Genomic DNA, 21,780 nt, shown 5'->3' with positions numbered 1-21,780 from the left:
CGTGACGCGCGCCATACGCTGAGAGTGCTAGCTCGCCTGAAGATGCTAGCTCGCCACAGACTCCTCCAGGTGCGGCACGAACCGAACGAACATGGCCTTAAAGCCGGGCGTGTTCGACTCCCGGGCCACGTTTTCCTTGTGCACCAGGGCGTTGGCCTCGGGGAAGTACGCCGCGGCGCAGCCCTTCGCCGTGGGGTAGGCGACCAGCCGGAATTTGTCCGCCTGCCGGTCCTGCCCCTGGAAGGTGCTGACGACGTCGACGAGGTCCCGGTCCTGGAAGCCGAGCCCGGCCAGGTCCTCCGGGTGCACCAGGATCACCCGGCGGCCGTCCGAGATTCCCCGGTACCGGTCATCCAGGCCGTAGAAGGTGGTGTTGTACTGGTCGTGGCTGCGGATGGTCTGCAGGACAAGATGGCCTTCCGGCGCGCTCAGGTATTCCAGCGGGCTGACCGTGAAGCGCCCGCGGCCGATGTCCGTGTTGAACGAACGGGTGTCGCGCGGCGGGTTGGGCAGCACGAAGCCGTTCTTCGTCCGGACCCTGGCGTTGAAGTCCTCGAAGCCCGGGATGACGCGGGAGATGTGGTCCCGGATCACGTCGTAGTCCTCGGCCATCGCCTTCCAGTCCACGGGATGGTCCGCACCGAGGGCGGCGGCGGCCATGCGGGCGACGATCACTGGTTCGGCGAGCAGGTGCTCGGACACCGGCTGGAGTCTGCCCTGCGTTGTGTGGACCACGGACATGGAGTCCTCCACGGACAGGAACTGGGCGCCCTTGGGGTGCTTGTCGTCTTTGTCGGTGCGCCCCAGCGTGGGAAGAATCAGCGAGGTGCGGCCGTGCACCACATGGGACCGGTTGGGCTTGGTGGAGATGTGGACAGTGAGACCGATCCGCTGCATCCCCGCTTCCAGCGTCTCGGTGTCAGAACAGGCCAGCGAGAAGTTCCCGCCCATGGACACGAAGACGTCCACTTCGTCGCGCTCGAACGCCTCCATGGACTCGACGGCGTCGTACCCGTGGCCCCGCGGGGACTGGATGCCGAACTCCTTGTCCAGCGCCTCCAGGAGCCATTCCTTCGGCTTTTCCCAGATGCCCATGGTCCGGTCGCCCTGGACGTTGGAGTGGCCGCGGACCGGGCAGGCCCCGGCGCCGGGCTTGCCGAAGTTGCCCTGCAGCAGCAGGACGTTGACCATTTCCTTGATGGTGTCCACCGAGTGGGGCTGTTGCGTCACGCCCAGGGCCCAGCAGAAGATGGTCGCCTTGGACCGGATGAGCATCCCCGCCACGTCCTCGATCTGCTGCCGGGACAGGCCCGTGGCCTTCTCGGTTTCTTCCCAGTCCAGTTCCCGGCGGGCCTCGCGGTAGGCGTCGAACCCGTCGGTCTGGGCGTCGATGAAGGAACGGTCGACGACGGTGCCCGGGTTCTGTTCCTCGGCCGCCAGCAGCAGGTGGCCCAGTGCCTGGAAGAGCGCCAGGTCCCCGCCCACCTTGATCTGCAGGTACTCATCGGCCAGCGGCGTGCCGCCGCCGACCACGCCGGAAACTGTCTGCGGGTCCTTGAAGTTGAAGAGTCCGGCCTCGGGCAGCGGGTTCACCGCCACCACCTTGCCGCCCTTGTCCTTGCACTCCTTCAGGGCCGAGAGCATGCGCGGATGGTTGGTGCCGGGGTTCTGCCCGACGACGAAGATCAGCTCGGCGTCGTGGATATCGTCCAGCGACACGGTGCCTTTGCCGATGCCGATCGTTGGGTTGAGCGCCGAGCCGGAGGACTCGTGGCACATGTTGGAACAGTCCGGCAGGTTATTTGTTCCGAGAGCACGGGCAAGCAGTTGGTACATGAACGCGGTCTCGTTGGCCGTGCGGCCGGAGGTGTAGAAGACGCAGCGGTCAGGCGTGCTGGCCCGGATGTGTTCACCGATGAGCTCGAAGGCATCCGCCCAGGAGATCGGTGAATAATGGGTCTCCCCTTCCCGGATGACCACCGGTTCGCTGAGCCGGCCCTGGTTGCCCAGCCAGTACTCCGTCTTCTCCGCCAGTTCCGCGATGGAGTGCCGGGCCCAGAACTCTGCCCCGACCGTGCGGAGCGTGTTTTCCTCGGCCACTGCCTTGGCCCCGTTTTCGCAGAACTCGGCCGCCTTCCGCTTCTTGTCGGATTCCGGCCAGGCACAGCCCGGACAGTCGAAGCCGCCGCGCTGGTTCAGGCGCAGCAGCGACTGCGCCGTCCTGGTGACACCGGCCTGGGCCACGGCCCGCTCCAATGCCACCATCACGGCCTTGACGCCGGCAGCTTCCGTTTTCGGTTTGCCGACGGCGAGGGCGTCCTCGTTGATGTCCGCAACGGGGGCGGGCTGTTTGCCGAACTTCATTGTTCCAACTTTCTTACCGGCTAGCGTCGTGCTTGTTGAACGCCGTGCTTGCTCAAAACGCCCTGCAAGGCGCGCCAGCATTCATGGCGCGCCTTACCGGGTCCTGCTTGATGTGGGAAAAACCCTGCTTTACTGGTTCACCTTGGCCAGCGTCTCCCGCTCAGCACCGATTGTGGTGTTGTCGCCATGGCCAGTGCGGACCACCGTCTCGGCCGGAAGCGGCAACAAACGTTCCCGGATGGAGGCGAGGATGGTCGGGTAGTCGCTGTAGGACCTGCCGGTGGCACCGGGGCCGCCGTTGAACAGCGTGTCTCCTGTGAAGACCGTTCCTTCCTCCTCGAGCAGGAAGCAGGTGGAGCCCGGTGAGTGGCCGGGCGTATGGATGGCCCTGAGCATTGCTCCGCCCACCTGAAAGACGTCGCCGTCGGCGATCTCCCGGTCCGGCTTGGCGTCCGGGTAGACCTGCTCCCACAGCATCAGGTCATCGGGGTGCAGGTGGATGGGGGCATCCACTGCCGCTGCGACCTCCCGGGCCGCCCCGATGTGGTCGTTGTGCGCGTGGGTCAGCAGGATGGCAAGGACCTTCCGGCCGCGGACCTGGCTGATGATTGCGGCGGCGTCGTGCGGGGAGTCGATGATGACACATTCGTCCTCATTGCCCACGATCCATACGTTGTTGTCCACATCCCAGGTGCCGCCGTCGAGTGAGAAGGTGCCCGAGGTGACGAGGTTTTCGATGGTGACACTCATACGGCGGCAACCTCCGGCTGGGTCCCGACGGCGGACCGGTTTCCGGCCGCGGGCTGGATTTCGACAACTGAGCGGAGGACCTTGCCTTCGTGCATCTTGTCGAAGGCCTCTTCCACCTGGTCGATGGTGATGCGCTCGGAGACGAACGCGTCCAGGTCCAGGTTGCCCTGCTTGTAGTGCTGGACCAGCATCGGGAAGTCGCGGGAAGGCAGGCAGTCGCCGTACCAGGAGGACTTCAGCGAACCGCCCCGGCCAAAGACGTCCAGCAGGGGCAGCTCAAGCTGCATCTCCGGCGTCGGCACGCCCACCAGGACCACGCGGCCGGCCAGATCGCGGGCATAGAAGGCCTGCTTGTACGTCTCAGGCCGTCCGACGGCTTCGATCACGACGTCGGCTCCGTTGCCGTTGGTCAGCGCGCGGATTGCCTCGACCGGGTCCGCGGTGCGGGAGTTCACGCCGTGGGTGGCGCCGAGCGACTTGGCCATCTCGATCTTGTTGTCGTCGATGTCCACCGCGATGATCGTGGTGGCACCGGCCAGCTTCGCCCCGGCGATTGCCGCGATGCCCACGCCGCCGCAACCGATCACGGCCACTGACTCGCCGCGTTTGACCTCACCGGTGTTGATGGCGGCACCGATGCCGGCCATGACGCCGCAGCCGAGCAGCCCGACGGCGGCGGGATCGGCGTCGTCGTCCACCTTGGTGCACTGACCGGCGGCGACGAGCGTCTTCTCAGCGAAGGCGCCGATGCCGAGCGCGGGCGAAAGCTCCGTGCCGTCCTCCAGCGTCATCTTCTGCGTGGCGTTGTGGGTGTTAAAGCAGTACTGCGGCTGCCCCTTGGAGCACGCCCGGCACTGGCCACAGACGGCACGCCAGTTCAGGATGACCCGGTCTCCCGGCGCCACCTCGGTCACCCCCGGTCCGACAGCATTCACCACTCCGGTAGCCTCATGGCCCAGCAGATACGGGAAATCATTCCCGATGCCGCCCAGCTTGTAGTGGAGGTCCGTGTGGCAGACCCCGCACGTCAGGATGTCCACCAGAGCCTCCCCTGGGCCCGGATCCGGCACCAGGATGGTCTCTATCGAAACCGGAGCGTTCTTTTCTTTGGCAATGACTGCCTTTACTTTATGAACCATTATTTTGCGTTCCTTTCCTGAGTCCGGGGACTCGTGGGTGGCGGCACCCAGTGCCAAATCTAGCCGACTCGTTGTGGTTCAAAATCTTCTTCCCGCGGTTCCGGGCTCTCGTCCGGGACACTGACGGGCCTCGATGTCCTGCATGGCCGGAACCTCCTGCGGCACCCGAAGCCGCTGCACTCTCACCCCAAAATCTATTGCGTATTACACAACACGGTGCACATAGCGCGTACTTGTGAATATGACAGCCATCACATGGCGGTGTCAATAGATTTCGGAAGTGCGACACCTTGCACCCCGCCGGAACCGCTCGCGGCTATTTGCTTTCGCGCAACCACGTCTCTTTGAACGCAACATGCCGCTGACATCGCCCTTCAACGGCAAATCTCCACCATGTCTACCGTCCGCACGTGCAGTGCGAGCAGAGTCCTTCAGTCCTGGCCCACAAAACCATTGACTGTGCCGCACATCACGCCTAATCTGATGCAACAGCGTTGCACCCAATGCAACCCCAAACCCCTTGGTGGACTAATGAGTAACGAATCCCCCTCCCCCGCCGCTCTTGCGGGACGCCCGGGCCCGGAGTCGAATAGCGGGCATGACGGCACACGCTCCGGACGCAGCACGGTGAGCGGCCAGAACCCTGAAGAGGCCGGCAGCGGCGTCAGCAGGGAAACACGCCGGCGCGTGGTCACGGCAAGCTTCATCGGCAACTTCGTCGAGTGGTTCGACTACGCCGTCTACGGCTACCTGGCAGCGATCATTTCCTCAGTGTTCTTCCCCGAAACCGACCGCCAGACCGCCCTGCTGGCCACCTTCGGAGTCTTCGCGGTTTCCTTCTTCATCCGCCCCCTCGGCGGCTTCATCTGGGGGCATATCGGCGACCGCCTGGGACGAAGGAAAGCCCTCTCGCTATCCATCCTCATCATGTCCGGGGCCACGTTCTGCATTGCCCTGATCCCCGGCTACAACGCCATCGGCATACTGGCGCCGATCCTGCTCCTGCTGGTCCGTATCGTCCAGGGGTTCTCCGCAGCGGGCGAATACGCCGGCGCATCTGCCTTCCTGGTGGAGTACGCCCCTGCCAACAAGCGCGGACTCTACGCCGCCGTCGTACCGGCCAGCACTGCGGCCGGCCTGCTGCTCGGTTCCCTGATCGCGGCACTGCTCAGCAGCGTGCTCACCGCCGAGGAGCTCCATGACTGGGGCTGGCGGCTGCCGTTCCTGCTGGCTGCGCCCATGGGCCTCATCGGCCGCTACATCAGGACCAAGCTCGAAGATACGCCCGCGTTCCGGGCCCTGGCAGCTGAGGACCACACCGTCAAGGCACCCGTCTTCGCAATGTTCAAGACCTACCGCAAGCAACTCGTCATCGCCACGGGCGCCGTGCTGCTCAACGCCGTCGGCTTCTACGTCATCCTCAGCTACATGCCCACATACCTGGCCGAGGAACTCGGCTTCGGCGCGGCGGAATCTTTCCTGGCCACCACCATCGCCCTGGCCAGCTACATCGGCTTCATCTTCATCACCGGCATCGCCTCGGACAAGTTCGGCCGCAAGCGCATGCTGATCACCGCGTCAGTGCTCTTCATCCTCCTGACTGTGCCGGCCTTCGTGCTGCTGGACACCGGCAATTTCCTGGTCATTGTCCTGATCCAGATCCTGCTCGGCGGCATGCTGACCCTCAACGACGGCACGCTCCCCAGCTTCCTCGCTGAGCTCTTCCCCACCCGCGTCCGCTACAGCGGCTTCGCCGTCAGCTTCAACCTCTCCAACGCCCTCTTCGGCGGAACTGCCCCGTTTATGGCCACACTGCTTATCGGCCTCACCCACAGCAAGCTCGCACCGGGCTGGTACCTCGTGGCGGCATCCGTCGTCTCCCTCGTCGCCGTCCTGTTCGCAGCCGAGACGTCCAGGAAGCCGCTCAGGCAGGAATAAACGATCCGCGCCGGGCCCCGCTTACCTCTTCTTCAACTTCCTTCTGCAACTTCCGCACCATGACCAGCGGCTGCCCCAATGGCGGCTGCCCCAATGAAAGGTACACGCCATGACCATCACCCAATCCGAAGCCGTCAACGACGTCGCAAAGCTCGAGCGCCTCAAGGTCCTGAACAACGGCGAGAAGGTCAGGCTCACGTTCTCGGACGCCGAGTTCGAGCGCCGCCTCGCGGGCCTCCGCCGCATCATGGCCGAAAAGAGCCTGGACGCCGTTGTCCTTACGAGCTACCACTCCATCAAGTACTACTCCGATTTCCTCTTCACCTACTTCGGCCGGTCCTACGCCATGGTGGTCACCAAAGAGGACACAGTCACCATCACAGCCAACATCGACGCCGGCATGCCGTGGCGCCGCAGCTTCGGCGACAACCTCGTCTACACGGACTGGCGCCGCGACAACTACATCCACGCCATCCAGGAGACCCTCCGAACGCGGGGCATCACCGTCCGCCGGCTCGGCGTCGAGGACGACTCCCTGCCGCTGGACAACCGCAACAGGATCCAGGCGGCCTTCGAATCCGCCACGCTCGTGGACGTGGCCCAGGCAGCCATGCGCCAGCGCATGATCAAGTCCGCCGAAGAGATCGAGGTCATCAAGCACGGTGCCCGGATCGGGGACCTGGGCGGCGAAGCCATCCGGAACGCCATCACCGCGGGGATCACTGAGTATGAGGTGGCGCTGATCGGAACCGAGGCCATGGTCCACGAGATCGCCCGGACTTTCCCCGACTCTGAGATCCGGGATACGTGGGTGTGGTTCCAGTCCGGCATCAACACGGACGGCGCCCACAACTGGGCCACCACCCGCAAGATCCAGGAACACGACATCCTGTCCCTCAACTGCTTCCCCATGACCTCGGGCTACTACACGGCGCTGGAACGCACTCTGTTCTACGGCGAACCCGACGCACGTTCGCTTGAACTGTGGAATATCAATGTGGAGGTTCACAGGCGGGGTCTGGAGCTGATCAAGCCGGGAGCGGTCTGCAAGGACATCGCCGCGGAACTTAACGAGATCTACATCGGCCACGGCCTGCTGGCCAACCGGACCTTCGGCTATGGGCACTCCTTCGGCGTTCTCAGCCACTACTACGGGCGGGAGGCCGGGCTGGAGCTGCGCGAGGACATCGACACGGTCCTGGAGCCGGGAATGGTGGTTTCCATGGAGCCGATGATCACCGTTCTGGATGGCCAGCCGGGTGCGGGCGGCTACCGCGAACACGACATTCTGGTAGTGGGAGAGGACGGAGCGGAGAACATCACGAAGTTCCCGTTCGGGCCCGAATACAACATCTTGGGCGCCTGACCTCACCCGTCCCGCAGTATAGACCGGAAGTGGCGCCACATCGGGGTGGCGCCACTTCTGTGTCCTCTTAGGGAATGATGGTAACCACCATGAGCCCAGCAGAATCACCTGACACCACCGGGAACGGCGACACCAAAGGCGCCTCGGTCATCGTCAATGCCATTGCCGTCCTTCGAACATTCTCGGTGGACGAGCCGTTGCTCGGGGTCACGGAGATCGCCAACCGTGTGGGACTGCATAAGAGCACGGTGTCGCGGATCCTGGCCACCTTCGAACAGGAACACCTCGTGGAGCGTGATCCGGAAACCCGGCGGTTCCGCCTCGGGTTGGGCCTGATCGCGGTGGCGGGACCGCTGCTCGCTGAACTGGAAGAACGGCGGGTGGCCTACCCTGTCCTTCGTGAACTGGCCGAACAGACCGGCGAAACCAGTGCGCTGATGGTGTGGAGCGGCGCCGATGCGATGTGCGTCGAACAGATCGCGAGCCATCACCAGATCAAGCACACCACCCCCCTGGGAGCCCGCTACAACGATGCGCTCAGCGCCTCCGTCCAGGTCTTCCTCGCCGCGGAATCCCCCGAACGCGTCCGGACGCTGCTGCGCAGTGGCTCGATCAGCTACCCCGGCCTGGATGACACCGGCCTCGACGACTATATGGTCCGGCTTAAGGACGTGGCCCGGCGCGGCTGGGCCATCAATTACGGCGAATCCTCACTGGATGAAGTCGGCGTCGCGGCCCCTGTTTACGACCACCGCGGCGACACCGTGGCGGCTGTCCTCATCCCGGCTCCGCGGTTCCGTGTCTCGCCGGACACGCTGCAAAGCCTCGGTGAATCATGCCTGGCTGCGGCTCGCCGCGTCACCTCCCGGCTCGGCGGAGCCATTCCAAGCCCTCCGTCGCCATAGCCTGTCCGTGCCCCGGGCCTGCGGCCCGAAAGCTCAGTCGGCGCGGTACTCTCTTGACATCGGCACGCCCGTTCGGCTTACTATTACGCATGCTGAAATAACAGTTCCATGATGCGGAAGACCGGTTGACCTGAGGAGGCCGGTTTCGTCGGGACCAGATCCGGCTTACCGCATAGCCGTCACCATGGATGCCAGCATCTGTACGAGGGATCATCAAGCATGAAGCTTGCGGAATTCAATGAAGCGGACCGCACCGAGGCCAGCGCGGCCCTCCGGCCCTGCGCCGACGTCGAGCGCTGGGTGGACCAGATCGCCGACGCCCGCCCCTTCGCCTCCAGCAAGGAGCTGCTCGGCTTTGCCCGCGATGCCGCCTCCCCGTTCACACCGGAGGAGGTCGAGGCCGCTTTGGCGCACCATCCACGGATCGGTGAGCGCCCGACGGCGGCAACCGCCGAGGCGTCCATGTCACGTTCGGAACAGGCCGGCGTCGACCCTGCCGATGCCGCGGTCGCAGACGCTCTGGCGGCCGGAAACCGCGCCTATGAAGAAAAGTTTGGCCGGGTTTTCCTGATCCGCGCTGCCGGCCGAACCGCCCCGGAAATCCTGGCGGCACTCCAGGAACGCCTGGCCAACACCCCCGCCCAAGAAGATGTCATTGTGGCCCAGCAGCTGCGCGAAATTGCCCTGCTGCGGCTCGAAGGAGTGATCAGCGAATGAGCGTTTCCCACATCACCACCCACATCCTGGACACCGGCGCCGGCCGCCCGGCGGCGGGCGTCGCCGTCGTGCTTTATGCGAACGACGGCGGCAGCTGGACGCAGCTGGCGAGCGGCACCACTGATGCCGACGGCCGCGCGAAGGACCTCGGGCCCGAAGAGCTGGCCCCGGGCAACTACCGGCTGAACTTTTCCACCGGCGATTATTACGCGCGGCTCGGCACGCGCACATTCTTTCCCGAGGTGGATCTCATCTTCGAGGTGACCGGCGCCGAGCACTACCACGTGCCGCTGCTGCTGAGCCCGTTCGCCTACTCCACCTACCGCGGCAGCTGAAAGGACAACCATGCGGCTGATGCGCATTGGCACGGCCGGGAACGAGATCCCGGTAATCATCGACGACGAAGGTCACGCGTACGACCTGCGCCCTGTCACTTCAGACATCGACGGCAGCTTCCTGCAGACCTGGGCCCACCAGCTGGATGAACTGGACCTCACGGGCCTGCCCTACGTCTCCCTCGAGGGAAAGCGGATCGGCGCGCCCATCGCCAGGCCTGGCGCGGTGATCGGCGTCGGGCTGAACTATGCAGCTCATGCCGCCGAATCGGGCCTTCCGGAGCCTGAGCGGCCCATCATCTTCTTCAAGCACCCCACCACGGTCGTTGGGCCCAACGACGACGTCGTCATCCTGCCCGGCGCGCAGCGGGTGGACTGGGAGGTTGAGCTGGGGGTGGTGATCGGCCAGCCCGCCAGCTACCTGACGTCCGACACTGATGCCGCCGCCTGCATCGCCGGGTTCGTGCTCTCCAATGACGTCTCCGAGCGCGAGTACCAGCTGGAGCATTCCGGACCGCAATGGTCATTGGGGAAGTCCTGCCCCACCTTCAACCCGCTGGGCCCGTGGCTGGTACCCCCCTCCGCTGCCGATGCTGACGGCATAGAGCTCGCCTCGTGGGTCAACGATGAACCGCGCCAGAAGAGCTCGACGCGGGACATGATCTTCGGAGCGGCCGAGCTGGTCCGCCGCCTCTCGCACTACATGGTGCTCGAACCCGGCGACCTCATCACCACCGGCACCCCGGCCGGCGTCGCGCTCTCCGGCCGCTTCCCGTACCTCAAAGCCGGGGACGTGATCCGGATGTCCGGCGGCGACGTGCTGGGCGAGCAGCGGCAGCGGTTCGTGGACGCTTCGGTTCTGGTCTGACACGGCCCTGACAGTAGGCTAGATGGCATGGCTTCTGACGACCCCACCCCTGAACGGCGCGAAAACGTTGAGCGGCACGCCACGCCTGAGCGGCGCGGCATAACCGTTCGACGAGCACCAAAGTACGTCCCGTTCCTGATCCTGGGCGGGCTCGTCGGCATCGCTGTGGCGGCAATTATCGCCTACGCACTGCCCGCCAGCGCCAGCTACGACCCCGGAACCGTCTTCGGCTTCTTCATGGTGCTGTGCGGAGCCGGCGGTGTGATCCTCGGCGCAATTGCCGCGCTGGTCCTGGACCGGCTGAGCGTCAAACGTGCCGAGCACGCCCTCGTCGAAGCTGTTCCCGAAACGGAAGAGTCCCTTCCTGACGCGGAACAGCCCACGCCTGACGCGGAACAGCCCACGCCTGAGGCGGAACAGCACCCTGCCCCCGGGCACCCGCAGCAGCAGCAGGGTGACAACGGCAGCGGTCCCGGCCACCGGTCATAAACCGGCCGCCGGAAGTTCTCTACCTGATGACATGAGATAATCGACCAGTGGCACGCGGCGATGGAAAACTTTCTCATGATCTTCTCCCTGGCGAAAAGGGCCCCCAGGACGCTTGCGGCGTCTTCGGGGTTTGGGCACCAGGTGAAGAAGTAGCAAAACTCACCTATTACGGGCTGTATGCACTGCAGCACCGCGGTCAGGAGTCGGCTGGCATAGCCACCAGCGACGGCAAGCGGATCAACGTCTACAAGGACATGGGCCTCGTCTCCCAGGTCTTCGACGAGACCACGCTGAACACCCTCACCGGGCACCTGGCTGTCGGCCACTGCCGCTACTCCACCACCGGAGCCAGCCACTGGGCCAACGCCCAGCCCACGCTCGGCGCCACCGCGACCGGTACGGTTGCCCTGGCACACAACGGCAACCTGACCAACACCGCCGAACTCAACGCCATGATCACGGACCGCAACGGCGGCCAGCTCAGCGGCGAGATGAAACAGGGCAACACCTCGGACACCGCGTTGGTCACGGCTCTGCTCGAGGGCGAAGAGGGCAAGACCCTCGAACAGACCGCCATTGAACTGCTCCCCAAGATCCGCGGCGGCTTCTGCTTTGTCTTCATGGACGAAGGCACCCTGTACGCCGCCCGCGACACGTTCGGCATCCGCCCGCTGGTCCTCGGCCGGCTGGAGCGTGGCTGGGTGGTTGCCTCCGAGCAGTCCGCCCTCGCCACCGTTGGCGCCAGCTTCATCCGTGAAATCGAGCCGGGCGAATTCATCGCCATCGACGAGCAGGGCGTGCGCTCCCAGCGCTTCGCAGAGCCGACGCCGGCCGGTTGCGTTTTCGAGTACGTCTACCTCGCGCGCCCCGACGCTGCGATCGCGGGACGCTCCGTCTACGAATCCCGCGTGGAAATGGGCCGCCAGCTGGCCCGGGAAAACACCCAGGAAGCGGACATCGTCATTCCGGTCCCCGAATCCGGTACTCCCGCCGCCGTCGGCTACGCCGAGGAGTCCGGCATTCCATTCGCTCACGGCTTCGTCAAGAACTCCTACGTGGGCCGCACGTTCATCCAGCCCTCACAGACGCTGCGCCAGCTCGGCATCCGGCTCAAACTCAACGCCCTGGAATCCGTGATCCGCGGCAAGCGCGTCGTCGTGGTGGACGATTCGATTGTCCGCGGCAACACGCAGCGCGCCATCGTGCGGATGCTCCGCGAGGCCGGCGCCGCCGCCGTTCACGTGAAGATCTCCTCCCCGCCGGTCCAGTGGCCCTGCTTCTACGGCATCGACTTCGCGTCCCGCGCGGAACTGATCGCCAACGGCGCCACCATCGAGGAAATCTCCCAGGCGATCGGCGCTGATTCGCTGGCCTACATTTCCGAAGACGGCATGATCGGCGCCACCCAGCAGCCCCGCGAACGGCTCTGCACTGCCTGCTTCACCGGCAAGTACCCCATCGAGCTTCCTGGCTCAGACAAGCTGGGCAAGAACCTGCTGGAGCGCACGGACCTCGGCGGCCTCCCTGCCGCTGCTGCTACGGGTCCTGCCGTGTCGGCCGGTGCGGCAACCGCCGGCAGCGCCGCGGCCGCCGTCGAACCGGCCGAGGTGGCCGCCGGCAACCCGGCGACCATTCCCGTCACCGAAGACCCGGCGGAGAAGCCCGGTGCAACGGGGTGCGACCCCGGACCGGATTCCGAATTCGAGAACCTCCTGACCGAGGCCGACCTCGTCCCTGACGTTCACCACGACGCTGCTCCCGTCGGCGCTGACAAGAAAGAGTCCCTATGACTTCCGCCTCCCCCACTGCTGACATGAACGCCGCCCAGAACGGTTTGGCCCAGAACAATCTGGCGCAGACCAACGCCGGCATCACGTATGCCTCCGCCGGCGTCGACGTCGAAGCCGGAGACCGCGCCGTCGAACTGATGAAGGGCGCCGTCAAGGCGACGCACAACGCCTCGGTGATCGGCGGCGTCGGCGGTTTTGCGGGACTGTACGACGTCTCGAAGCTGCTCACCTACAGGCGCCCGCTGCTGGCCACGTCCACCGACGGTGTGGGCACCAAAGTGGCCATCGCGCAGGCCATGGACATCCACGACACCATCGGCTTCGACCTCGTGGGCATGGTGGTGGACGACATCGTGGTGGTGGGTGCCGAGCCGCTGTACATGACCGACTACATCGCCTGCGGCAAGGTGGTCCCCGAGCGCATCGCGGACATCGTCCGCGGCATCGCAGCGGCCTGCTCCGTCGCCGGCACCGCCCTCGTGGGCGGCGAAACCGCCGAGCACCCCGGCCTGCTGGGCGAGCACGAATACGACGTTGCCGGCGCAGCCACCGGCGTTGTCGAAGCCGACGCCCTGCTGGGTCCGGACCGTGTCCGCGCCGGCGACGTGGTGATCGGCATGGCTTCCTCCGGCCTGCACTCGAACGGGTACTCCCTGGTCCGCCGCGTCATCAACCACGCCGGCTGGGCCCTCGACCGCCAGGTCTCTGAACTCGGCCGCACGCTGGGCGAGGAACTGCTGGAGCCCACACGTGTCTACGCCGCTGACTGCCTGGACCTGGCCCGGACCTTCCCGGTGACGACTGACCCTGCCACAGGCGGCGGAGCCGTGCACGGGTTCAGCCATGTCACCGGCGGCGGCCTCGCCGCCAACCTGGCCCGCGTCCTGCCCCAGGGCCTCGTGGCCACGGTCGACCGCGCCACCTGGGAACTGCCGGCCATCTTCAAGCTGGTCTCCGAGCTCGGCCGCGTCCCCCTGGCCGACCTCGAACGCACGCTCAACCTCGGCGTGGGCATGGTGGCGATCGTCTCCGCCGACGTCGCTGACGCCGCGGCGGCCCGGCTGAACGAGCGCGGCCTGCCTTCCTGGATCATGGGCACGGTCGGCGCCGACTCCGACGCCGTCCTCAAGACCGGCCCGGACTACGTCCAGGGCGCCAAGGGTGTGGACGGCGGCGCTGTCCGGATGGTCAACACCTACGCTTAAATAACTCATCGAGTGCTCCCCACCGGCCCCCTCGCCTCGCACGCTCGGCCAGGGAACCCTGCCGGCGTGGGCCCAGCTGCCGTTTAGAGGGTTCATAAGGGCAGCTACGGAGCACTCGACGTTTAAACCTCCAGGACGCTGAAGACGCCGCCTTGCGGATCCTTCAGGGTTGCAATGGTTCCTTCGTCGTCTTCGAACTCCGGCTCCACGAGCACCTCTGCGCCGGCAGCCACGGCCGCCAGCACGGCTTCCTTGACGCTGGAGACGCCGAAGTAGACCTGCCAGCCCAGCCGGGCGCGCCTTTCGGCGCCGTCCGTCCCCTGAGCCTCCAACTCCGCGTCAGTATCCGGCTCCCCCTCCGCGTCCGGCGCCGGGGCCACGCCGGCCACCTCCGCGCCATTCACGATGAGGGTGGTGTACGTGCCGCCGTCGTCCTGCGGGTATTCGGTCACCTCGTGCCCGAACACCTGCTGGAAAAACCCGACGGCGGCCTGCGGCTCGGGCGTGAGGAGTTCGGCCCAGGCAAACGCACCAGGCTCGTGGTAACGCCCGCTGCCGGCGTGCGTTCCGGCCTGCCAGACACCGGTAGTGCCGCCCCCGGGCGGCGCGAGGAACAGCAGGACGCCGGTGTCCCCCACTTCCTCCGGGCCGAACTGCACGGTCCCGCCGGCGTGCCGGGTCTCTTCGGCCACGTCCCGGGCATCATCCGCGGCGAAGTAGACATTCCATCGCGCCGGCGTGGATTCCTCCGGCACGGGCTGCGGCGCGACAACGGCGACGAGATCCCCGTCAAGGAAAGCCTGGGCGTAGCTGCGCCCGTCGGGCGTGGGCCGGTCCTCATAGCGCCAGCCGAACACCGCGGTGTAAAACGACTTGGCGGCCGCCACGTCCGGGGTCTGGACGTCCGCCCAGCACAGCTCCCCGCGGGTGTATCCGTTGCGCTGAACCATGCCGTCATCCCTTTCGTTGGACAGAAACCCTTACCAGCCTAGACGTGAACAGGCCGGCCGGTGAAGGCGACCGGATTCTGCCTGCGGTCACCCCTCGAGGCCGCACTTTTCTGCACGCCTTTGCGCCCCCTCGCCGTCAGCAAACCTTGGATCTGACGGTCCGGACGTGGCGTTGGAATAGTAAATAGGTGCAGAAATGTCGGGAGTGGCTCCCAGATGCCCCCCGGGGCCGCAAAAGGCCCATTGGGCACGCCACAGAGTGACGTGCCCAACGGGCCTGATAATTGTGGCGGCACCTGATCCCGGAGAGAAGTGGTGCCGGAATAAACGACGTACACAGGTGTACGACGGCGGCGTGCAGCTGATTGCCTTACGGCAGGTTCATGCTGTAACGACTAACCGATCCGACGGGTGTCTACCTCGTCGTCGTCGTCTTCCAAATCGTCCGCGTACTTATCCACGTAGGCTGAATAGTCCGGTTCGACCGGTTCATTCGCGAAATGGCTCGTGGCACGACTTCCCGGACCCGTGAGCTCACGCTGAAGGGCCGAATAGTCAGTGTTCGGGGAGTAGTACTTAATGTCCCGAGCCTGCTTGGTAGCTTTTGCCTTTTGACGGCCGCGCCCCATGGCGTGACCCCCTTTTGTACTTGGACCGGAGGTGGTCACCTTGGCTATCGGTGAGGCCCCGGAATGTTTGGTCAATTTGTCGTATCCCTAGATTACATGCTTTCTGCGGCAACTGCTCCCCACGGGCGCGTCGGCCAGGCCGGTGTCCGCACAACTTCCGCCGTAATCACGGCGTTCCAAGGATTTTTTGTTCGATAGAGTCTCCTGAAACGACTGAAATAATCGGCTTTGGGAAACGGCCCGAGCGGCAGCGGAGAGGGGCAGCACAGGGAGCAGAGCCCCACGGAAGCCGCTTCGGAAGCCGCTTCGGAAGCCGAGGCAGGAACCAGAGACCAGGCGAAACGACCACATGGAAGGGGTGCCGTCCCAAGTGAATGAAAACAATCCAGTCCCCGACGCGCGGCCGCGGCCAATCCCGCCGACTCCATCGGCCCCGCCCACATCGGCCGCTCCCACATCAGCCGCTGAGAACTCAGCCCCACCCAAAACTGTGGGGGAAACCTTCCACTTGCCGAGGCTCCGTGCGGAGCTGCAGCAGAATCTGTTCAAAGTGGGTTTCGTGGTGGCGCTGCTCGTTGTGGGCGGCTTGTTCGTCTGGCTGCTGACCTCCCTGCTGGCCAACGCAACAATGAAGGCGGCGGGCCAGCCGGGCTCGCCTGCCGGGCAGGTCTCCCCTGCCACGCCTCCCGCAACGCCCCGCCCCAGCCTTCCCCTGAAGGGCGTGAGCCCGCTGGACTTCAGGGTGGGCGACTGCTTCAAGGATTTTGACCCTTCCGCAACAGGCGCCACCGTGGTGGACTGCGCATCTGCTCACTCGGCCCAGCTTGTGGCAGCCCACCGCTACGCTGCCGAGGATTCCTTCCCCGGCAGCACGGCGATGAAGGCCAAGGCACGCGAGGTCTGCCAAACGGCATCCCTGACCAGCAAATCCAACGCCTACGTGTTGGAGTATCGGCTGGCCTACCCCAGCTCCGACAGTTGGAGGCAGGGCGACCGCCGCGTGGACTGCTACGTCACCGCTGACGCCGGCAACATCATCAAGGCCAGCCTGCTCCCCTAGTCCTGCAAGTGGCCCTACAGCCGGCCCTGCGGCCGGCGCCGCCAATCCTTGTGCCGCCAGCCCGTCCGACGCCGGGCCCTCCGCCGCTACCCTCCCGCCGGACTAGTCCTTCCGCCGCACGGACAGACCGCTGCCGGTGAGCGCACCGGCGCCCTGCCTGCCGGCCGACACGAGGGCGTCAACAGTGAGTTCGTCGACGCCAGTCGCCGTGTCCACCAGCACCGTGTCGCCGTCGGCGATCTCCCCGGCCAAAATCGCCTTGGCCAAGCGGTCGCCGATTTCGCGCTGCACCAGGCGCCGCAGCGGGCGAGCGCCGTACGCCGAATCGAAGCCGGACATTGCCAGCCAGGCGCGGGCGCCGTCGGTCACTTCCAGCGTCAGCCGCCGCTCGTGCAAGCGTTTGGTGAGTTCTGCAACCTGCAGCTCCACGATGGCTGCGAGTTCCTCCACGCTCAGCGCGTCGAACAGCACCACTTCGTCCAGGCGGTTCAGGAACTCCGGCTTGAAGGCGGACTGCACCGCAGCCATCACGGCATCCTTCTTCGCCCTGTCATCCAGGCTCTGGTCCACCAGGAACTGGCTGCCCAGGTTGGAGGTCAGGACGAGGATGACGTTGCGGAAGTCAACGGTGCGGCCCTGACCGTCGGTGAGCCGACCGTCGTCGAGCACCTGCAGGAGGATGTCAAAGACTTCCGGGTGGGCCTTCTCAACTTCGTCCAGCAGGATGACAGAGTACGGCCGGCGGCGAACCGCTTCGGTCAGCTGGCCGCCTTCCTCGTAACCCACGTAGCCGGGAGGAGCGCCGACGAGCCGGGCTACGGAGTGCTTCTCCGAATACTCGGACATGTCGATCCGCACCATGGCGCGTTCGTCGTCGAAGAGGAAATCAGCGAGGGACTTGGCGAGCTCGGTCTTACCGACGCCGGTGGGCCCGAGGAACAGGAATGAGCCGGTGGGTCGGTTGGGATCGCTGATACCCGCACGGGCGCGCCGCACCGCATCCGACACCGCTGCCACAGCCTTCTTCTGGCCGATAAGCCGCTTGCCCAGGAACTCCTCCATGCGGAGCAGCTTCTGGCTTTCGCCCTGCAGCATCCGCCCTGCCGGGATGCCCGTCCAGGCTGAAATCACCTCGGCAATGTCATCTGCGGTGACTTCCTCCGCCACCATCAGGGCGGGGGCATTCTCGCCGCGCTCCGCCCGGGCCGACTCTTCGGCGGCGGCGGCATTCAGTTCACGCTCCAGCGCCGGAAGCTCGCCGTACAGGATGCGCGAGGCGGACTCGAGGTCACCTTCACGCTGGTACTTGTCGGCGGCCGACCGCAGTTCGTCCAGTTTGGCCTTCAGGTCACCCACGCGGTTCAGGCCCGCTTTTTCGGCTTCCCAGCGGGCGTTCAGGGCGGCGAGGGCTTCCTTCTTGTCCGCCATGTCCGCCCGCAAGGCGGCCAGCCGCTCAACGGAGGCAGGATCGGTCTCGCCCTGCAGCGCCAGCTCTTCCATCGTGAGCCGGTCGACGGAGCGGCGCAGCTGGTCGATCTCTTCCGGGGCGGAGTCGATTTCCATGCGGAGCCGCGATGCCGCTTCATCCACGAGGTCGATTGCCTTGTCCGGCAGTTGCCGTCCGGAGATGTAGCGGTTGGAGAGGGTGGCGGCGGCCACCAGGGCCGAGTCCGCGATGGCGACCTTGTGGTGGGCCTCGTAGCGCTCCTTCAGGCCGCGAAGAATGCCGATGGTGTCATCGACACTGGGCTCGCCCACGTAGACCTGCTGGAAGCGCCGCTCCAGCGCGGGGTCCTTCTCGATGTTCTCGCGGTATTCGTCCAGGGTGGTCGCGCCGATGAGGCGCAGCTCGCCGCGGGCCAGCATGGGCTTCAGCATGTTCCCCGCGTCCATGGCGCTCTCTCCCGTCGCGCCGGCACCCACGACGGTGTGGATCTCGTCGATGAACGTGACGATCTGGCCTTCGGAGTTCTTGATCTCCTCCAGCACCGCCTTGAGGCGTTCCTCGAACTCGCCGCGGTATTTCGCGCCTGCCACCATCGACGCCAGGTCCAAGGTGATGAGCGACTTTCCGCGGAGGCTTTCGGGAACGTCGCCCGCTACCATCCGCTGGGCCAGGCCTTCGACGACGGCGGTCTTGCCGACGCCGGGTTCGCCGATGAGCACGGGGTTGTTTTTGGTGCGGCGGCTCAGGACCTGAATGATGCGGCGGATCTCGGAGTCCCGTCCGATGACGGGGTCCAGCTTGCCCGCACGCGCCATGGCTGTGAGGTCGGTGCCGAACTTTTCCAGTGCTTGGAAAGTATTCTCCGGGTCCGGGCCGGTGACCTTTCGGTCGCCACGGACACCGGGCAGGGCGGCCAGCAGCGCCTCATGGGAGGCACCCGCCTCACGCAGCAATCTGGCGGCGGCGTCATTTCCGGCCGACAGGCCCAGCAGCAGGTGCTCCGTGGACACAAACGAATCACCCAACTTGTCCGCCTCGTTCTGGGCATTCTGGATTGCCTGGAGCGCAGGGCGGGACAGCTGAGCCTGCTGGGTGGAGGAGCCGGAAGTCGCAGGCAGCGCCTTAATGGCTGAGCTGGCCTGGACGCTGACGGCATCGACGTCGGTGCCCGTGGCACGGAGAAGCGCGACGGCGACGCCCTCCCGCTGGTCCATCAGCGCCTTGAGCAGATGCGCCGGTTCCACCTGGGGGTTTCCGGCCGTCGAGGCGTTCATGGCTGCCGCCGAAAGAGCCTCCTGGCTCTTGGTGGTGAATTTGACGTCCAAAGCGAGCTCCTTCCGGGATGCGATTCAACTAAGTTGAGTCTACTACGCTCAAGTCTGTAAGAGGGGGGTCCGGGATCAAAGTTTGCCGACAGCGAAACGGCCCTTCCGGGACAGATGAGCTCCAGGAAAACCATCGTTCTTGAACTGTATCCCCGTCGCCCGAATCCCCCTAGGATCGACCTGTGGCCACCGTCGATGGTTCCACCGGCACACTCGAAACACCGGCAATTCGAAACGAGGACCTGTAATGAAGAAGTTTGTTGTTCTTTACAACGCCCCGCAGTCGGCACAAGCGCAGATGGCGGAGAGCTCTCCCGAGGCCGCGCAGGAGGGCATGAAGGCCTGGATGGAGTGGGCACAGCGGGCGGGCGACGGCATTGTGGACATGGGCAACCCGCTGGGGGCCGGTAAGGAGGTCAGCGCCACCGGCACCTCCGACACCAGCACCAACGTGGGCGGCTACGGCATCCTCCAGGCAGACGACATGGACGGCGCCCTCGCACTGGTTGAGGGCCATCCGCACCTCATGATGCCCGGCGCCAACATCCAGGTCTATGAGGCCCTCGACATTCCCGGGATGTAGCCCCGCACGCTTCACGCCGGGTAGACGGACACCGCCCCGGCCTTGATCACAAAGAACACCGTCATCCCGGGTGCGAGGCCAAGATCTGCTGAGGCGGCCGGCGTGACGTCTGCGGACAGCTCGCCCGCGCGGACGCGGATCTGGTCCCCATGCGGTTCGAGATCCGTGATGGTGACGGGAAAAGAGTTCCGCGGGCTGCCGTGCGCTTCGGTCAGGAAAACGGAAACGGCCGACGGCGGGAACACCGCCACGCCTTCCTGGCCGGGCGCAAGGACGGCCGGCGTGGGGTCGTGCTGCCCGGCGATGTCCTGCCCGGCGGCGCTCCGGACGCCGCGTTCCGTCAGGGTGCCCGCCACCAGGTTGAGTCCGGCCAGCCCCGCAACGAACCTGCTCCGGGGCCGCTGAAGCACCTCGCGCGTCGGCCCGGACTCGGTGATCCTGCCGCCCTCCAGGACGATCACGCGGTCCGCCAGCATGAGCGCATCCAGGACGTCGTGGGTGATGATGATGGCCCGGCGCTCGGCGAGGACGCGTTTGAGCAGCCGGCGGAGCAGCGGAGCGGCATGGATGTCCAGGGCTGCCATGGGTTCATCTAGAAGCAACAGTTCCGGGTCGGCTGCGAGCGCCCTCGCCACGGCAACCCGCTGGGCCTGCCCACCGGACAACTCACCGGGCCGGCGGCCGCTGAGCTCTGCTGCCTCCACGGCGCGGAGCCAGTGGCGGGCCGTTTTCCGCGCCTCGTGCCGCGATGCGCCCCGGCTTCGGGGTCCGAACGCCACGTTCTCCAGCACCGTCAGATGCGGAAACAGCAGCGGCTCCTGGGCAAGGAGTGCCGTTCCGCGGTGATGCGGGGCCATCCATACGGACCGGTCGGCAGCCTGGTGGAACAGGACCCTGCCGTCCACTTCAGCACTGCCTGAGTCCGGATGCAGCAATCCGGCGATGACTGCCAGCAGAGTAGACTTGCCTGCCCCGTTGGGACCCATGATGGCCACTGTCTCCTGGGGCCCTACGGTCAGCGAGACGTCAAAGCCGCGGGCGGCCACGGCGGCCTCCAGCCGGAACGTCACTGGACGTTCCCATGTGAGGCGGGCGCCGCCGTCGTACGCCTTGCAGCTCGGGACCCGCCCGAGGCCCCCGAGCCGGCGTCGGGGAACGGACCTGGCGGCGGCCGCCGCGGCCCGCGGTAGGACAGCGCCACCACGGAGACCGCGACGGCCACCAGGACGAGGGACAGGGCGACGGCGGCGTCGGCGTCCGTTTCACGCTGGAGGTAGATCTCGAGCGGAAGGGTGCGGGTGACTCCCTGCAGGCTGCCGGCAAATGTGAGCGTGGCACCGAATTCGCCGAGGCTCCGGGCGAAGGACAGCACCGCCCCGGAGGCGAGGCCCGGCAGGACGAGCGGCAGGGTCACCCGGCGAAGAACCGTGCCGGGACGGGCACCCAGCGTTGCGGCCACGGCCTCATACCGCCCGCCGGCGGTCCGCAGGGTGCCCTCCAGACTCACCACGAGGAACGGCAGTGCCACGAACGTCTGGGCAAGGACCACTGCCGTGGTGGAGAAGGCAATCTGGATCCCCAGGACCTCCAGGCTTCGGCCCAGGAGTCCCTGCCGGCCGAATGTGTAGAGAAGTGCGATGCCGCCCACCACGGGCGGGAGGACGAGGGGCAGCAGCACGAACGACCTGAGCAGCCGCTGCCCGGGGAAGCTGCCGCGGGCCAGCACGAGCGCCAGCGGAATGCCGAGGACGATGCACAGGACGGTGCTGGCGGCCGAGGTCCGCAGGCTGAGCCCGAGGGCGGTGAGCGACGATTCGGAGGTCACAAGTGGAACGAACTGTGGCCAGTTGACCTTGGCCACCATGGCCGCGAGCGGAAGCAGCACGAGCAGTGCGCCCAGTGCCGCCATGACGTAGATCC

The 21,780-nt window shown here is 66.0% G+C and carries 19 protein-coding genes; 11 read left to right on the top strand and 8 right to left on the bottom strand.

Features of this window, described 5'->3' with window-relative positions:
• Nucleotides 1-45 precede the first annotated feature (45 nt).
• The 3 genes from J7E80_RS11525 to J7E80_RS11515 all read right to left on the bottom strand — a co-directional run bounded on the left by J7E80_RS11525 (nt 46) and on the right by J7E80_RS11515 (nt 4,253).
• On the bottom strand, nt 46-2,364 hold the full coding sequence (locus J7E80_RS11525) for an FdhF/YdeP family oxidoreductase (protein ID WP_215051642.1): 2,319 nt from the start codon (nt 2,362-2,364) through the stop codon (nt 46-48).
• A gap of 129 nt (nt 2,365-2,493) precedes the next feature.
• Nucleotides 2,494-3,114 carry an MBL fold metallo-hydrolase gene (locus J7E80_RS11520; RefSeq protein ID WP_215051640.1) on the bottom strand — a complete coding sequence of 207 codons (621 nt, stop codon included), beginning with the start codon at nt 3,112-3,114 and terminating at the stop codon, nt 2,494-2,496.
• Complete coding sequence (locus J7E80_RS11515) at nt 3,111-4,253, bottom strand: S-(hydroxymethyl)mycothiol dehydrogenase (protein WP_215051638.1); 1,143 nt, start codon at nt 4,251-4,253, stop codon at nt 3,111-3,113. Before J7E80_RS11515 ends, J7E80_RS11520 begins: the two co-directional genes overlap by 4 nt.
• Nucleotides 4,254-4,784: 531 nt before the next feature.
• On the opposite strand from J7E80_RS11515, the gene J7E80_RS11510 reads away from it, so the two are divergent.
• The 9 genes from J7E80_RS11510 (at nt 4,785) to purM (ending at nt 13,866) form a co-directional block, all read left to right on the top strand.
• Entirely contained in the window at nt 4,785-6,191 is a 1,407-nt protein-coding gene (locus J7E80_RS11510) for an MFS transporter (RefSeq protein ID WP_215051637.1), read from the top strand.
• Between the two features lie 109 nt (nt 6,192-6,300).
• Entirely contained in the window at nt 6,301-7,557 is a 1,257-nt protein-coding gene (locus J7E80_RS11505; protein WP_215051635.1) for an aminopeptidase P family protein, read from the top strand.
• Nucleotides 7,558-7,634: 77 nt separating this feature from the next.
• Nucleotides 7,635-8,462, top strand: a complete 828-nt coding sequence (locus J7E80_RS11500) for an IclR family transcriptional regulator (protein ID WP_396020761.1) — start codon at nt 7,635-7,637, stop codon at nt 8,460-8,462.
• Between the two features lie 219 nt (nt 8,463-8,681).
• The gene (uraD, locus tag J7E80_RS11495) at nt 8,682-9,179 is read left to right on the top strand and encodes a 2-oxo-4-hydroxy-4-carboxy-5-ureidoimidazoline decarboxylase (RefSeq protein WP_215051631.1); all 498 of its coding nucleotides are present in this window, start codon (nt 8,682-8,684) and stop codon (nt 9,177-9,179) included.
• Nucleotides 9,176-9,514, top strand: coding sequence for a hydroxyisourate hydrolase (uraH, locus tag J7E80_RS11490; protein WP_215051630.1), 339 nt, complete (start codon nt 9,176-9,178; stop codon nt 9,512-9,514). Before uraD ends, uraH begins: the two co-directional genes overlap by 4 nt.
• A 10-nt stretch (nt 9,515-9,524) precedes the next feature.
• Complete coding sequence (locus J7E80_RS11485) at nt 9,525-10,382, top strand: fumarylacetoacetate hydrolase family protein (protein ID WP_215051628.1); 858 nt, start codon at nt 9,525-9,527, stop codon at nt 10,380-10,382.
• A 27-nt stretch (nt 10,383-10,409) separates the two neighbouring features.
• Complete coding sequence (locus J7E80_RS11480) at nt 10,410-10,871, top strand: hypothetical protein (protein ID WP_396020759.1); 462 nt, start codon at nt 10,410-10,412, stop codon at nt 10,869-10,871.
• Between the two features lie 47 nt (nt 10,872-10,918).
• A complete protein-coding gene (purF, locus tag J7E80_RS11475; RefSeq protein WP_215051626.1) occupies nt 10,919-12,661 on the top strand; it encodes an amidophosphoribosyltransferase in 1,743 nt (580 codons plus the stop codon).
• The gene (gene purM, locus J7E80_RS11470; RefSeq protein WP_396020758.1) at nt 12,658-13,866 is read left to right on the top strand and encodes a phosphoribosylformylglycinamidine cyclo-ligase; all 1,209 of its coding nucleotides are present in this window, start codon (nt 12,658-12,660) and stop codon (nt 13,864-13,866) included. The genes purF and purM overlap by 4 nt, the downstream gene beginning before the upstream one ends.
• A gap of 122 nt (nt 13,867-13,988) precedes the next feature.
• Here the strand turns inward: purM and J7E80_RS11465 are convergent, their stop codons facing one another.
• Together J7E80_RS11465 and J7E80_RS11460 are read right to left on the bottom strand one after the other, a co-directional pair.
• Nucleotides 13,989-14,816, bottom strand: coding sequence for a VOC family protein (locus J7E80_RS11465; RefSeq protein ID WP_215051624.1), 828 nt, complete (start codon nt 14,814-14,816; stop codon nt 13,989-13,991).
• Nucleotides 14,817-15,211: 395 nt separating this feature from the next.
• A complete protein-coding gene (locus J7E80_RS11460; protein ID WP_205652002.1) occupies nt 15,212-15,445 on the bottom strand; it encodes a DUF3073 domain-containing protein in 234 nt (77 codons plus the stop codon).
• 508 nt (nt 15,446-15,953) lie between these two features.
• Here J7E80_RS11460 and J7E80_RS11455 point away from each other — a divergent pair.
• Nucleotides 15,954-16,505 (top strand): septum formation family protein, encoded by a 552-nt coding sequence (locus J7E80_RS11455; protein WP_215051623.1) that lies wholly within the window; start codon nt 15,954-15,956, stop codon nt 16,503-16,505.
• 102 nt (nt 16,506-16,607) lie between these two features.
• On the opposite strand, the gene clpB is transcribed toward J7E80_RS11455, so the two are convergent.
• Nucleotides 16,608-19,277, bottom strand: a complete 2,670-nt coding sequence (clpB, locus tag J7E80_RS11450) for an ATP-dependent chaperone ClpB (protein ID WP_215051621.1) — start codon at nt 19,275-19,277, stop codon at nt 16,608-16,610.
• A gap of 247 nt (nt 19,278-19,524) precedes the next feature.
• On the opposite strand from clpB, the gene J7E80_RS11445 reads away from it, so the two are divergent.
• A complete protein-coding gene (locus J7E80_RS11445) occupies nt 19,525-19,860 on the top strand; it encodes a YciI family protein (RefSeq protein ID WP_215051619.1) in 336 nt (111 codons plus the stop codon).
• A gap of 11 nt (nt 19,861-19,871) precedes the next feature.
• Here the strand turns inward: J7E80_RS11445 and J7E80_RS11440 are convergent, their stop codons facing one another.
• Nucleotides 19,872-20,930, bottom strand: a complete 1,059-nt coding sequence (locus J7E80_RS11440) for a sulfate/molybdate ABC transporter ATP-binding protein (protein ID WP_215051617.1) — start codon at nt 20,928-20,930, stop codon at nt 19,872-19,874.
• On the bottom strand, nt 20,927-21,769 hold the full coding sequence (locus J7E80_RS11435; RefSeq protein ID WP_251036767.1) for an ABC transporter permease: 843 nt from the start codon (nt 21,767-21,769) through the stop codon (nt 20,927-20,929). The genes J7E80_RS11440 and J7E80_RS11435 overlap by 4 nt, the downstream gene beginning before the upstream one ends.
• Nucleotides 21,770-21,780 lie beyond the last annotated feature (11 nt).

Source organism: Arthrobacter sp. ISL-28 (assembly GCF_018613875.1).
In the GTDB taxonomy this organism is placed as follows: Bacteria; Actinomycetota; Actinomycetes; order Actinomycetales; family Micrococcaceae; genus Arthrobacter.
Note: the sequence above shows the minus strand (reverse complement) of the source record. Positions and strands in the feature narration are given on the sequence as shown.

Coding starts and splice junctions, on each gene's coding strand:
- J7E80_RS11525 (WP_215051642.1), bottom strand. CDS start 2,364: ATGAAGTTCGGCAAACAGCCCGCCCCCGTTGCGGACATCAACGAGGAC.
- J7E80_RS11520 (WP_215051640.1), bottom strand. CDS start 3,114: ATGAGTGTCACCATCGAAAACCTCGTCACCTCGGGCACCTTCTCACTC.
- J7E80_RS11515 (WP_215051638.1), bottom strand. CDS start 4,253: ATGGTTCATAAAGTAAAGGCAGTCATTGCCAAAGAAAAGAACGCTCCG.
- J7E80_RS11510 (WP_215051637.1), top strand. CDS start 4,785: ATGAGTAACGAATCCCCCTCCCCCGCCGCTCTTGCGGGACGCCCGGGC.
- J7E80_RS11505 (WP_215051635.1), top strand. CDS start 6,301: ATGACCATCACCCAATCCGAAGCCGTCAACGACGTCGCAAAGCTCGAG.
- J7E80_RS11500 (WP_396020761.1), top strand. CDS start 7,635: ATGGTAACCACCATGAGCCCAGCAGAATCACCTGACACCACCGGGAAC.
- uraD (WP_215051631.1), top strand. CDS start 8,682: ATGAAGCTTGCGGAATTCAATGAAGCGGACCGCACCGAGGCCAGCGCG.
- uraH (WP_215051630.1), top strand. CDS start 9,176: ATGAGCGTTTCCCACATCACCACCCACATCCTGGACACCGGCGCCGGC.
- J7E80_RS11485 (WP_215051628.1), top strand. CDS start 9,525: ATGCGGCTGATGCGCATTGGCACGGCCGGGAACGAGATCCCGGTAATC.
- J7E80_RS11480 (WP_396020759.1), top strand. CDS start 10,410: ATGGCTTCTGACGACCCCACCCCTGAACGGCGCGAAAACGTTGAGCGG.
- purM (WP_396020758.1), top strand. CDS start 12,658: ATGACTTCCGCCTCCCCCACTGCTGACATGAACGCCGCCCAGAACGGT.
- J7E80_RS11465 (WP_215051624.1), bottom strand. CDS start 14,816: ATGGTTCAGCGCAACGGATACACCCGCGGGGAGCTGTGCTGGGCGGAC.
- J7E80_RS11460 (WP_205652002.1), bottom strand. CDS start 15,445: ATGGGGCGCGGCCGTCAAAAGGCAAAAGCTACCAAGCAGGCTCGGGAC.
- J7E80_RS11445 (WP_215051619.1), top strand. CDS start 19,525: ATGAAGAAGTTTGTTGTTCTTTACAACGCCCCGCAGTCGGCACAAGCG.
- J7E80_RS11435 (WP_251036767.1), bottom strand. CDS start 21,769: ATGGCGGCACTGGGCGCACTGCTCGTGCTGCTTCCGCTCGCGGCCATG.